Annotated in this window: 14 protein-coding genes and 1 pseudogene; all 15 read left to right on the top strand. The window is 33.8% G+C overall.

Features of this window, described 5'->3' with window-relative positions:
* The coding region (locus H140_RS0113015) for an RHS repeat-associated core domain-containing protein (RefSeq protein WP_026349102.1) at positions 1 to 743 on the top strand (743 nt) is incomplete at its 5' end.
* A 695-nt stretch (positions 744 to 1,438) separates the two neighbouring features.
* Positions 1,439 to 2,554: an RHS repeat domain-containing protein gene (locus H140_RS16455; protein ID WP_019674087.1), complete on the top strand. Its 1,116-nt coding sequence runs from the start codon at positions 1,439 to 1,441 to the stop codon at positions 2,552 to 2,554.
* Positions 2,555 to 2,562: 8 nt separating this feature from the next.
* Complete coding sequence (locus H140_RS0113000) at positions 2,563 to 2,910, top strand: hypothetical protein (protein ID WP_019674086.1); 348 nt, start codon at positions 2,563 to 2,565, stop codon at positions 2,908 to 2,910.
* A gap of 1,326 nt (positions 2,911 to 4,236) precedes the next feature.
* Positions 4,237 to 4,425 (top strand): annotated as a pseudogene (locus tag H140_RS16565) (RHS repeat-associated core domain-containing protein); the annotation flags it as partial.
* Positions 4,399 to 5,034: a DUF2778 domain-containing protein gene (locus H140_RS16155; protein ID WP_019674083.1), complete on the top strand. Its 636-nt coding sequence runs from the start codon at positions 4,399 to 4,401 to the stop codon at positions 5,032 to 5,034. The pseudogene H140_RS16565 and the gene H140_RS16155, both read left to right, overlap by 27 nt.
* A 46-nt stretch (positions 5,035 to 5,080) precedes the next feature.
* Positions 5,081 to 5,494 carry a hypothetical protein gene (locus tag H140_RS0112980; RefSeq protein WP_019674082.1) on the top strand — a complete coding sequence of 138 codons (414 nt, stop codon included), beginning with the start codon at positions 5,081 to 5,083 and terminating at the stop codon, positions 5,492 to 5,494.
* A 142-nt stretch (positions 5,495 to 5,636) separates the two neighbouring features.
* Positions 5,637 to 6,734, top strand: a complete 1,098-nt coding sequence (locus H140_RS14740; RefSeq protein WP_019674081.1) for an RHS repeat domain-containing protein — start codon at positions 5,637 to 5,639, stop codon at positions 6,732 to 6,734.
* The gene (locus H140_RS0112970) at positions 6,721 to 7,185 is read left to right on the top strand and encodes a hypothetical protein (RefSeq protein WP_019674080.1); all 465 of its coding nucleotides are present in this window, start codon (positions 6,721 to 6,723) and stop codon (positions 7,183 to 7,185) included. Before H140_RS14740 ends, H140_RS0112970 begins: the two co-directional genes overlap by 14 nt.
* 15 nt (positions 7,186 to 7,200) lie before the next feature.
* Positions 7,201 to 7,536 carry a hypothetical protein gene (locus H140_RS0112965; protein ID WP_019674079.1) on the top strand — a complete coding sequence of 112 codons (336 nt, stop codon included), beginning with the start codon at positions 7,201 to 7,203 and terminating at the stop codon, positions 7,534 to 7,536.
* 221 nt (positions 7,537 to 7,757) lie between these two features.
* Complete coding sequence (locus tag H140_RS0112960) at positions 7,758 to 8,867, top strand: RHS repeat-associated core domain-containing protein (protein WP_019674078.1); 1,110 nt, start codon at positions 7,758 to 7,760, stop codon at positions 8,865 to 8,867.
* Complete coding sequence (locus tag H140_RS0112955) at positions 8,860 to 9,675, top strand: hypothetical protein (protein ID WP_019674077.1); 816 nt, start codon at positions 8,860 to 8,862, stop codon at positions 9,673 to 9,675. The genes H140_RS0112960 and H140_RS0112955 overlap by 8 nt, the downstream gene beginning before the upstream one ends.
* Positions 9,676 to 9,701: 26 nt before the next feature.
* On the top strand, positions 9,702 to 11,165 hold the full coding sequence (locus tag H140_RS0112950; protein WP_019674076.1) for an RHS repeat domain-containing protein: 1,464 nt from the start codon (positions 9,702 to 9,704) through the stop codon (positions 11,163 to 11,165).
* A complete protein-coding gene (locus H140_RS0112945; RefSeq protein ID WP_019674075.1) occupies positions 11,165 to 11,596 on the top strand; it encodes a hypothetical protein in 432 nt (143 codons plus the stop codon). Before H140_RS0112950 ends, H140_RS0112945 begins: the two co-directional genes overlap by 1 nt.
* Before the next feature lie 110 nt (positions 11,597 to 11,706).
* A complete protein-coding gene (locus H140_RS16450) occupies positions 11,707 to 12,948 on the top strand; it encodes an RHS repeat-associated core domain-containing protein (protein ID WP_019674074.1) in 1,242 nt (413 codons plus the stop codon).
* 7 nt (positions 12,949 to 12,955) lie between these two features.
* Entirely contained in the window at positions 12,956 to 13,417 is a 462-nt protein-coding gene (locus tag H140_RS0112935) for a hypothetical protein (RefSeq protein WP_019674073.1), read from the top strand.
* Positions 13,418 to 13,683 lie beyond the last annotated feature (266 nt).

Raw genomic sequence — 13,683 nt, 5'->3', positions numbered from 1 at the left:
ATCCTAAGACGGGACGGTATTTAACGTCTGACCCTATTGGTCTAAACGGTGGACTCAATACGTATGGCTATGCTGGACAAAATCCTGTGTCTGCTTTGGATCCGTGGGGGTTGTTACCACAATCGTCAGGAGGATGGTCGAACACTAATAGGATTACTGGTAGAACATTTTTACATACAAATTTTAAATTGTTACCAGAAATTGAAATACCAACTCCAAGTGGTTGGCAAGATTATCAGTTTTATAATAATAAATATCATGAATACAATATGAAAGTAAGAGTTACAGGTCTATCGGCTATAGAAATAAATAACTTAGAGGATTTCATAATTAATAATCCTACGCCTAACACTAATACAAAAAGAGCAACTTATGGTGGTACGAATAATCCAGCGACCCCAAACTTTGGCCCCTTTGCGGGTAAAGCTGCTAATGCAGTAAGTCCTGACGATGTGTATACATTTTTGAGGACAGGTATAAATGGACGTAAATTTGTAGTTAACGTTACCCAAAGTAATCATTCATTAAGGTACGGTATTGTGATAAGAGGATTAGAATGTGTAGGTGGTAAAACTATTATGCATAATTATGGAGAAGGTAACTCAGTTGGACAAAGTATTCCTATTTTGAACAATATAATATTTAATAATATATGGTACTGGGCTTCAGAATATGCTTTAGAAAAAACTACAGGTCGTGAATTTAGTATAGAGGGTCGTGATTGGACAGAAGATGGAGACTAAACTTAAACAGTATTTGTATCTAAATGTTCAGTAGCTAGATTGGAAAGTTTTTTATATAGTTTAATTTTATATCATGTTTCTTACTATTATACAAAATGTAGATTATAGAAGTAATGAGGTAAACATGTAACTGATTATTTATTCTATAGAAAAAACTATATTTTCTTTTAAATCTAAAACTAGGTATACGTTATCATGAAGGGTCTGAATTTTATTGCGTTTAGTTTAGGAATCACAGTGTTATTGTTTTGGGGTTTGATATTATCACCACTACTTCCTTCTTATATTTATATAATTAATGGGTTTCTTTTAGTTTTATCTATTCTTATATATATATATTTATATTTTAAAAAAATTAATAAAGCTTTAAGGGTTATAGCAATTATTTTAATATTTATAGGATTTAATTTTTTTATAGGTGTAAATAACATTAATTGTTATCCAAACTCAATTATACTATTTAAACTTGTAAATTTTGATATTTGTATATGGTTTATACCTATGTTGAGTGAAAGCTTGATTGGTGGTTTTTTCTATTTTTCTATATCAATCATATCAATCTTTTTAATTGAGATTGGTATAAGAGGTAAATATAGTCAGTCGCAAGTAATTTGAATAAATAATAGTTTGGCGTTGGCAATAAAAGTATTATTTTTAAAAAATCCAATACAGGATCAAAGACATCGTTACTGCTATTGTTATCCAAACACTACTTATGGCAACAAGATCTATTAGATGCCGAGATTGAGGTTAAAGACAATCAAGAGACGTTAACGCGTCGCTATATCTATGTGGGCTTAAGACCGATTGCGGTGATTGATTATGACAGTGACAATTCGCCCAGTATTTATACTATTCACACCGATCATTTAGGCACACCGCAGCAGGTGAGTAATGATAACCAGCAGACAGTGTGGCAAGGGGAATATGATGCCTTTGGTCAAGTGACAGTTAAGGCCATATCAACAAGTAACACCCAAGACATACAAGCCAAAAAGAAAGGTTGGTCGTTAAACCTTATTAATCAAGCCAATGCAGCAGATGATACTATTCACAAAGAGCCCTTTGCGTTTAATCTACGCTTTGCCGGTCAGTATGAGGATGTTGAGAGCGGCTATTATTATAATTGGCATCGGTATTATAACCCTAAGACGGGAAGGTATTTAACGTCTGACCCTATTGGTCTAAACGGTGGACTCAATACGTATGGCTATGCTGGACAAAATCCTGTGTCTGCTGTGGATCCGTGGGGGTTGGAGGTTGAAGCGTATTTTATGAATCCAATTCAAGATGGTATTTCTCATTCGTCATTTGGTCATATGGCATATAGAATTAATGGTAAAGAATTCAGTTTTAGTCCAACTAAAAACCTTTCAGTATATGATAACTATATTTCAAATCAAAAAAGAAAAAGGGATATAGTAGGTCTGAAATTAAAACTAACTGCCTATCAAGAAAGCGAGTTGTTGAAAAACACTTATAAATTGATGGAAACAGCAGAATATAAAAATGGTGTATATATGTGTACCAATCCATTTCAAGACGCTATGCAAATGACTGGTATAGATATATATAAAAGTACAGTTGCTATGTCACCTAGTCCATCAGTCACTACTATTAAAAGACCAACACTATCTCCAGAAGCATTGTTTAATAGAATGATAAAAATGGATAATTTAGTTAAGTCTATTTATATTTATGATAATACTAACTATGAGTTTAGAGGAGTTCCTTATGTCAGCCCTGATTTTATTCAGAAGGCTAACGATTACAATGGTGATATTACAAAACGAACCATTTTTTCTTGGTAGAAAATAAAATGAATAAATATATTATCATCGTTTTTTTTATATCTATTTTATTCATACTTACGGGGACTAAAAATATACAGAACGCCTATATTGATACGAAGTTGATGCAAATTCCTATTAGCTGTTTGGATGCAAATAGTGATGGCTACTATAATAAGTTAGATTTTAATTATGGGGGGATAAATGTATACGAGTCAGAAAAAAAAGCATTTGTTTTGATGGATAAAAAAGGTGCAGCTATTGAAATTAGAAAATGCGAATATAAACCACCTATGAATATTGATATCAAATATTTATCAGATACAGATTGTGTGAACTATTGCAGGTTGAAAGTATGGATTAAGTCCAGAAAATAATTATAAATCGACTCCACACAATAGTTCATAAAGTCGACTGGACTGAAAATGGGAGATAACTAATGCGAAATCCTAAAGCTAATTTATACTTTGTGATGGGACAGATTTTACTTCTATTGCTAGTCTTCATTTTTATGATATCTCAATTATATATAACGCACTTAAATGCGAGAGTTTTAGGTTGTATATTAATTTTATATTTATATTTATTTCTATTTAAAAAAAACTACTTAATACTTAGAGTTATTCTTAGCTTACTTATATTAGTTATGGTGAATATTGTCATGGGGTTATCGGAACAATGTTTTCCAGGCGGAGATTATAAAGTTACTATTTATAATAAATGTTTATGGATTATATTTAACTTTAAGTCACCAAGTTATTCTGTTTATCATAACCTACTACCTTTACTATCGATATTACTCATCAATCTTTCATTCAAAGAAGTTGATGAAGTAGCTCAACATTTAAGATAATAATATTCACACTGACCTCTGCCGTCATATTCGTACAGTTAAACATGGGAGACTTGAATCAGGCAACTTGACGATAATAGTCAAACCATACCTGTCTTAGCGAAAGCATATCTATCCATTTTTGAATTCTTTTTCCACTGCGGTATAGCTCTTGCCTTGAGTCGCTGCAAAGCGGTGCTTTGCTAATCGATTTTCATTGTAATCAAGTTCAATACATTTGGTAATATCACGAATGGCTTGTTGACTTTATAACCCGTGTTGACCATTTAGGTATTCCGCAATAACTGACCAATACCAATTAACAAACGGTTTGGCAAGGCGAGTATGATGCGTTTGGTAATATGACGCTGACCGCATTACCATACAATTCTAAAGACAACTAAGCTAAAAAGGATGGTAAAGGTCATTTCTATTATTCAGTTGATGATAATGAAGGTAAAAAACGTAGATTACGACTGGCTCTAGAATTATATAGCAAAGGATTGAGGTAATAATGAGCATTAAGACTAAAACAGAAGTTCTGCTAATTATTGAGCTTTTAATTGGAATAGTATTGCTCTATAACTATATTATATTTTTCGTAGATATGGTACCAGTAAAATGCAAAGCCTATGGGCAATTTAATATGGGATATGGTGTAGCATTTTTATATATTTTTTTAAAGATCTTTATACTAAATATCAGTCTTTTAATAGTGTCTATGAAAACCAAACGTAAACTTTATTATATTCTTATTTGGACAGCTTTCATCTTACTTGCACTAATTATGCCGTTTCCGTGTTAAATGATTGATGTAGTGACATAATGTAAAAAAGCGCAAGCTACTAACTCAATAACAAAAAAATCGTTCGAGTTTAATCTACGCTTTGCAGGTCAGTATTACGATAGTGAAAGTGGCTATTATTATAACTGGCACCGTTATTATGATCCTAAGACGGGACGGTATTTAACGTCTGACCCTATTGGTCTAAATGGTGGACTCAATACGTATGGCTATGCTGGACAAAATCCTGTGTCTGCTTTGGATCCGTGGGGGCTTAAAGTACTAGCAATTTTTGATCGTTCTACTAAACAGATGAGGGTAATAGATTTTGATCATGATCGGGTAGGTTTGCCCACGATTAGTAAATCTCCGTCAAATTATGTTATTGGGGGAATAAGGGATAGTGGGGGTAAACTTATAGCGAATCAGATGCTTATTATCAATAATATTTTTACAGGAGGCAAAGTTACGAGTGAAAATGGCATAGTTAGGGATGCTGCAGACCCGGGACAAAAAGCATTACATACAGGTGGCTTTGATATAGTAGAAAATGCTGGAGATACTAGACCAAGCCACAGTGATTGGTTTCGCTTAGACCCTCAGGATGAACAACCTTTTAATGATAAATATGATGTAAATGGAAGATCTGGATTTAGACTTCATTTAGGAGGTTTGAGTTATGGTTGTGTAACTTTCAATAAAAATGATGATGATGCCAAAAAAGGCTGGGAAGTATTTAAGAATATCCTAAATTCAACTTCTACTACAACGGTACAGGATAGACGTGGGAGACAATGGTTGAACCCATTCAGTAGAATCAAACACTATGGCACAATAAAGGTGATTGGCAGTGATAATATACCAATACTTGAGAGCAATCGGTAATGGTAATATTTTACTACGTTAACTGCTTTAGCTGGAGATTAATATAATGAACTTCTCACTTAAAAGGTTGTCCTTATTACTTGTATTGATTTTAATTTGTGTCATATCAATAGAAAGATTTTTATTCAAGAAAAATGGAGGATGCTACTATGGGACGCATGATATAAAGGTCAGTAGTCTATTATTAATTAATGCTGATTATGAAAATATAAGTTATTGTAAACTACTAAGATCCGCCTTTAATGATGATCAGGATTTAAAGACATTTACTACTATACAGTTTTACGATGGAGTCTTCATAGATCATGCAGATAGCGTGTACAAACTTTACGAATATTACGGAAGCCAGTTGTTTTGGCAGAAACTTGGAAAACTGACAAAGGATGAGAAAAGGTTAGTTCAATCTTATCTCGACTATGCTATTTCTGAAAAAGAAACCTTCGAAAAATATGGTGGATAATTTATTTTTTAAAGCTTAGAATCAACGGCTGAACAAAGCAACATCTAGTCAAGATATACGCTACTTATAGCAACAAGGACTGCTAGTTTCTCAAAAGGATGTCAAAGACAATCAACAAACCATTACCCGCCGTTATATCTATGTGGGCTTAAGACCGATTGCTGTTATTGATTATGATAGTGACAATACGCCACGTATATATACTATTCATACCGACCATTTGGGTACACCGCAATATTTGACCAATGCCAATCAAGAGGTTGTCTGGCAAGGGGAGTATGATGCCTTTGGTAATGTGACGGTGACTGCATTACCTCACCGTTCTAAAGAGATGCAAGCTAAGAGGCAGGATTTGTCATTTAGCTTATTTAACCGAGCTTATGCAGTAGACAATGTAAAGCGTGAGCCGTTTGAGTTTAATCTACGGTTTGCCGGTCAGTATGAGGATGATGAGAGCGGTTATTATTATAACTGGCATCGGTATTATGATCCTAAGACGGGACGGTATTTAACGTCTGACCCTATTGGTCTAAACGGTGGACTCAATACGTATGGCTATGCTGGACAAAATCCTGTGCAGGCAGTGGATCCGTGGGGGTTGGCAGTTGTCAATATTACTATGATTCAAGATTATGAGGTTATTGAAGCTGAAGGTGTATGGAAATATATACCTTTTGGAAATAATCCTGAAGTAAAATATCTGGATTCTTACCAGATTGATAGTATAACGTTTGATCCAAACTCATCAGGCGTCAAAGTGATAAACAAGGTTCCAATCATATATGCCCATAATAGAAATTCATGCTATTACATCAATTTTATTGGTACTGGTAAAGACTTCGATAATTTAACCTGGGAAAAAGAACAGTCATTAAGTGATGTGTTTACGGATGGGTTTAATAATGGCATAGGAGTAGGTTTAGGTAATGCTAGTCTTGGACGTATTAGACAAATATCTCAAAGTTCAGCTCTTAACTCTATATTATTAAAACCCTCACTTATAAAAGGTTTAAATATTAATCAAGCAAAAACAATTTTCAGGGGTACTAGGGGCTGGGAAGAAACTGTTATGACAAGAAGTACACGTGCAGAAGGATGGGTTCTACGAGAGATGAAAAACGGACAACCTACAGGAAGAAGAATACAATATCATCCAGGAACCCCAAGGCACTATAATGGTAAGCCATATTGGAAAATATCCTCTGGAGAAGGTGGTACAGTAAGATATGAAGCAAAATAAGAAGATTGATTTAACTAAACTAATAAATTGTTTCAATGATTATTCTTTTAAATCTAAAGAGGATATTGAGTATTTATATATAGATTTTAGTTTTAATTTGAATTGTATTAAATATTATACTAACGTTATTATATCTTTATATAAAGAGTTTACTTGTCTTGAAGAGTTTGTTGCTGCTACTTTATACAATTCATTGGAAGATGTATATAGAGATTGTGAGTACGAATCTTATATTACCGAAATTAAGCCGCAGTTTATTAGTGAGAAAGATTTAATAAACACTTTAAAAGAATTAGGTATTAGTTTGAAATTTGATGTGAATTACTCTGTAATGCTGTTTGAAATAGGATTTGAAAGATTCATAGTAGGCGAGTTAATTAATGGAAATTACTTCTCAATTGCAGTCTTAAATATTAACTCATCTTATAGCCCTAAAAATATAAATAATTGAACATAGGGTTGAAGGATGATAGAACAACTTACCAGAGCTATAACATTATCATCACTATTTTTTTTAACAGGGTGTTTAGATAAAGAAGTTATCTGTGAGTTTAATGGGATTAATCTGAATAGTGGATTAATAGGTCTTGATAGGAAAGATGTTATCACGATTCTTGGTGAACCTAATCATTCTGATTTGGCTGTAAAATCATTTGAAGACTACTCTTACAAGTTTGGAAATAAAAGCTATGGACTAATTGTTAGATATGTGACCGAAAACCATAATTACTATGTGACAGAAGTGAAATGTATAAAATCCAATCCTAAATTTGAAGTTTTTAATCGAGTTATTTGGCATTAACTCCTTATAAATGAAATTTTCTAATAGATCCAAATAATACCTAATAGGCCTTTCGTTTAGTGTATTAATTAACGAGTATAACTAGATCCTCGAGTGTCTGGTTTTATAGTCACTTAATTTAGACATTACAAGAACAGCGCTATCTATGGCAACAAGGTCTATTAGATGCTGAGATTGATGTCAAAGACAATCAAGAGACGTTAACGCGTCGCTATATCTATGTGGGCTTAAGACCGATTGCTGTCATTGATTATAATAGTGACAACTCGCCACGTATATATACTATTCATACCGATCATTTGGGTACACCGCAGCAGGTGAGTAATGATAACCAGCAGACAGTGTGGCAAGGGGAGTATGATGCCTTTGGTAATGTGACGGTTAAAGCCATTTCACAAAATAACAGCCAAGATATACAAGCCAAACAGACAGGTTGGTCGTTAAATCTTATTAATCAAGCCAATGCAGCAGACGATACTATTCACAAAGAACCGTTTGCGTTTAATCTACGCTTTGCCGGTCAGTATGAGGATGTTGAGAGCGGCTATTATTATAATTGGCATCGGTATTATAACCCTAAGACGGGAAGGTATTTAACGTCTGACCCTATTGGTCTTAATGGCGGACTCAATACGTATGGCTATGCTGGAGCTAATCCTGTTCAGTTTGTGGATCCGTGGGGGCTTTACGATCTAACTCAAGCAGAATATATGAGACTAACAGGCATTGAAAATAACGATTTAGCAGGTAGGGCATTCGATGCGGATATGAATGCTTCTTTGTTTTCATTTTTTCATAATAATAGAGATTATACAAGTAGCTATAGGAGAACCAAAACTGCCTTGAGAAGTCGGAAATACAGTAAAGTTAGACCTGATAACATCGGTTATGGTTCATACTTTCAATTAACAATTGATCCTAAAAAATTATTAAAAACTTTTAAGTTTAATAAGGTATGGTTTGAATTTAAGTTAACAAACAAAAAATCTATATCTACTTCCTATAATGAATATCAAATATCAGGTATGATTGATGTCCTATCTAAATCAAAAACAGCGGCTAAAAAAAATGGCAGAAATAGTTTAATTGTAGTAACAGGTAGTAATACTAAAATTGGGTGGAGTTTGAAGAAATTTGCAACAGCTAACAATGTAGCTCTTTACCATTCTATAGCACAAGTTAATGATAATGATTGTTCACAAATATATATCGGGCAACCTACACTTCAAAATCCAACTATAAATATTAATCAAATGGCAGCGGAACAAGGTATTATTTTACTTAACAGAAAAGTTAAAATTGGTGGCAATGGAGTTGAAAGTCATGACTAAAATGATTAATAAAAATGATGAGTGGTATAAAAGTATCCACCTTAAATCATTTCGTAGTGAGAAAGCTGTTATAAAATATATGTCTGAAACTTCACAGAAAAATTGGAGAGCAGTAGATGTTCAATCATTACCCGAGAAAGCACATAAAATTTTTGGACTAACTTCTGAAGAGTTTTGTGAGTTCTATGATTTTTATGAAAATGATGAAGAACAGTATATAAGTATAAGAAATAATATGGAGGGAGATTTATGGGACATAGGCTTGTTGTCATTTATAGAGAAAATGAATATTGTTGATTCTGAAAAAACCCCTCTTTTGGTAAATTTCTTCAAATCCTATGTAAATAATCCACAGAAAATTAGCGGTTTATTTTTAGTAGCTAGTGATGAATTAGGATTTGAAAATATATCTAAAAAAACTGATCTAAGAAAAATTAACCAATGGGTTGTTTTTCAGATAGAAAACAGAATGAATCCACTATACTTTCAAGAGAAATACTACGCTTATCTAATTATTATAGTAGGTGAGCTAATTCTGAAAAACAAGTTGAAAGATTTTTTCTGGAAAATTGAATATTCTAAAATCCACTTAATTAATGAATTTGACGAAGATATAAAGATTAAACATATATACAATCCATACCTGTGTAATAAAGAAGGTGTTAAGTTAGATATACATCAGGCATGTCGTGAATACTTATTCTACGAAAAAGGAAACATGAGACATGTTTTCACGAGTATATATAATAATATTGAAAAATATGATGTGAAAAAGCTTTACCCAACTGATTATCATTCAAAATTCTAAGCTACTATGACTTAAATGGCAACAGATTGACTTATGGTAATGCAAACACACAAAGTCGTTATACCTATAAGACAGGCACAGATCAACTGCTGAGCATTGAACAAGATGATAAGACGCATCAGTATCAATACGATGAAGCAGGTAACCCAACCTCAATCAGCACTCAAGACCAAAGCAGTGACACACCAAAACAGCGTAAGTTTAGCTATGGCGCTAGAGGACAATTAACCGAGTATCAGGATGATAAGGGCAATAACGCTAGCTATCGATATAATCATGCGATGCAGCGAGTTAGTAAAATCACAGCAGACCATGAGCAGCGCTATCTATGGCAACAAGGACTGATTGATGCCGAGATTGAGGTTAAAGACAATCAAGAGACGTTAACGCGTCGCTATATCTATGTGGGCTTAAGACCGATTGCGGTGATTGATTATGACAGTGACAACTCGCCCAGTATTTATAGTATTCATACCGATCATTTGGGTACACCACAGCAGGTGAGTAATGATAACCAGCAGACAGTGTGGCAAGGGGAATATGATGCCTTTGGTCAGGTGACAGTTAAGGCCATATCAACAAGTAACACCCAAGACATACAAGCCAAAAAGAAAGGTTGGTCATTGAACGTGTTTAACACCGCTTATGCAACAGATAGTAAACCAAATGAATCCTTTGAGTTTAATCTAAGATTTGCGGGTCAGTATGAGGATAGTGAGAGTGGCTATTATTATAACTGGCACCGTTATTATGATCCTAAGACGGGACGGTATTTAACGTCTGACCCTATTGGTCTAAACGGTGGACTCAATACGTATGGCTATGCTGGTCAGAATCCTGTGTCTACTGTGGATCCGTGGGGGCTTAGTACTATTGTTGAACTTGTAAGTGGGATAGAATACAAAGTGATAGATGCTTTCAAAGACGGAGATACGAACATTTATCAAAACATAACTAGCGAAATTTCATGTAGTCGGCAAATAATTGGACAGTCATTATTTGATGATGCCTTTATTAGTCCTGATACACAGAAAGCTGTAGGTATGATTTATATGAATAAAAGTATTGAAGATCACATATATAAATTAAATACACAAGCATGGTCCGAAAGTATATTCACAGTGTTTGCTGTAAAAAGTATTCCTGGTGGTGAGTATGACATTAAGGTAAATTATGGAGATCACAGATCTTATCATGGTTTTTTATTCAAGGGTAAATATATTACTTTGAGAGAGGGTGGTAACATATTAGCAGGAATGAATGCTGCGGTAAAAGGGTTAACTTACGATGAGTTTCAGCAAGCAAGTGGAGCCTTACATTTAGGTGGCGTTAAAGGGTTGACTCAGCATATGTTGTTCGGGAAACTTTATGGAAAAGGGCCTAAATATGGTGAGAATGATTATCAGTATCTCAGAAGTTTATATGGATATAATTTAGGCTTAAAAAGAATTGAAGAGAATATTAAACCAATTGGCCAGGTAGATTATTAATGAAATCAAGTTTAAGAATAAAAATCATAATGGTAACTTTATGTATTTTGTTAATTTTTATTATGCTAAAAACTCTAGCAATATTAAACCCAAAGGAGAAGGCTAAATATTGCATAGATGATAAATGCATTACTATTGTATTGCAATATGATAGAGTTATTAGTGGAGGAAATAGCAAGCTAAGAATATATAAAAGAAATATCTACACACGTTACTTTCTAGGTTTTGGAGATTATGCTGAGTTTCCCATAGAGACACATTTTCTATTATCTAAACAATTATTTAATAATAAAATCTTAATTTCTAGCCAGTCAATACCTATTGTAAAAGGAGGTTTAGGAGATAGAGTAGTTTTTCAAGAATTAGATTATTATTCAGAAGGTGATAAAGAAAACATATCTTCATTTGATTTAGAGTATGAGAGTTTTTAATTATTAATTCTTCAAACTGGTTGTTTAATTAAACTGTAAGTAGTCATTAGTTTTTATGAATTCAACTTTAGTTAAAGGTAAAGCAGAACAGATAACTCTAAAGAAAGATAATGACAATCACATTCTATTGTTATTTTATAGTAAATCCAACCTTAATCAGCACTCAAGATCAAAGCAGTGACACACCAAAACAGCGTAAGTTTAGCTATGGCGCTAGAGGTCAATTAACCGATTATCAAGATGATAAGGGTAATGAAACAAACTATCGCTATAACCATGCTATGCAGCGAGTGAGTAAAACCACAACTAACGATAAAAAAGACAAACACGAGCAGCGCTATCTATGGCAACAAGGACTGATTGAGGTTAAAGACAGTAAAGAGACGTTAACGCGTCGCTATATCTATGTGGGCTTAAGACCGATTGCGGTGATTGATTATGATAGTGACAACTCGCCAAGTATATATACTATTCACACTGATCATTTGGGCACACCGCAGCAAATTACTAATGACAACCAGCAGACAGTGTGGCAAGGTGAGTATGATGTCTTTGGTAATGTGACGGTTAAAGCAATATCGATAAATAACACCCAAGATATTAAAGCTAAAAAGAAAGGTTGGTCGTTAAACATTATTAATCAAGCCAATGCAGTGGATGATACTATTCACAAAGAACCCTTCGAGTTTAATCTAAGATTTGCGGGTCAGTATGAGGATAGAGAGAGTGGCTATTATTACAACTGGCATCGGTATTATAACCCTAAGACAGGAAGATATTTAACTTCTGACCCTATCGGACTTAATGGGGGACTCAATACGTATGGTTATGCTGGACAAAATCCTGTGTCTGCTGTGGATCCGTGGGGGTTAGAAGTTAGAGCTGTTTTAAATGTGACTACTGGTAAATTAGCAGTTGTCGATGTGGAAAGCGGTGAAACTGTTGTAGTAAAAGCTTTTAGTGGTGGCTATGCGATATCTGGAGAGATTACGGATGTAGGAGTTGGGGCTAAGATTCCTCTTCCATTAGGTACTTATATTATTTCAGAAAACCCTAATCCTAATTCAAACCCAACTTGGTATGGACTTCTTTTTAAAGACAAAAAGATAGATGATTTTATTCAAAGTAATAACTCAAGTATAGATGGTCGTAGTGGTTTTAGATTACACCCAGGAGCTTTAAGCCATGGATGTGTTACTGTAGATACTTCAATCCCAGGTGGGATGGATGCTTGGAAAAAAGTCGATGAAATGTTGAAAAATACTGCTAAAACTACTGTAGTTTATGAAGAACCTTGGTATGCTTTCGATAGGGAACTGGTACGTTATGGAGAAATTACAATAAAGAGATGAATATTTTATGAAAAAAAATATAAGATTTATAACTTTAATATTAATAATTCTATTTGGTTTAATTTCAACTTCATACGCTTGGAATTTTCATCAAACAAAAGTTATTGAGTCAACAAATATGAGGGTAAAGGTTACCAACCTTATAGTTAAAAGTAAATTTGATAGCTTTTGGCAAGGGCAAATGTATAAGGATAGAGAGGATTTTGAAAATACTTCACAATCACTTAGAGTTGAATATTTTGTTGCAATACTTTATACATTGACTGATAAATTGCAGAAAAGTGGAGAAGCTACTCTTATTTTTTATGAAATTATTCCTGCGGAAGATAGAGTTTTTATATATAACAAACTTAATGAATTAGAACGTACAAAATATTTTGATGATTTAGAAGATAATCAAAAGGAATATATACTTAGCATCAAGAAAAACCTGAAGCGTTTAAGTCATTCGACAAAGCATGGCGACTAACAACGTGGCAAGACGGTCCCTATCAAAAGGCACTGACTTACAACAAAGACAGCCAAATTATTAAGACAACGACCCAAAAAGACGGACAAAGTCAGGATGCGCAGCTTGACTATAATCGTTATGGGGAACTGATTGGCGTTAGTAGTCAAGGCAGACAACAAGAGCAGTTTAACTATGACTTAAATGGCAACAGATTGACTTATGGTAATGCAAACACACAAAGTCGTTATACCTATAAGACAGGCACAGATCAACTGCTGAGCATT

It is taken from the genome of Psychrobacter lutiphocae DSM 21542 (assembly GCF_000382145.1).
GTDB lineage: Bacteria > Pseudomonadota > Gammaproteobacteria > Pseudomonadales > Moraxellaceae > Psychrobacter > Psychrobacter lutiphocae.
Note: the sequence above shows the minus strand (reverse complement) of the source record. Positions and strands in the feature narration are given on the sequence as shown.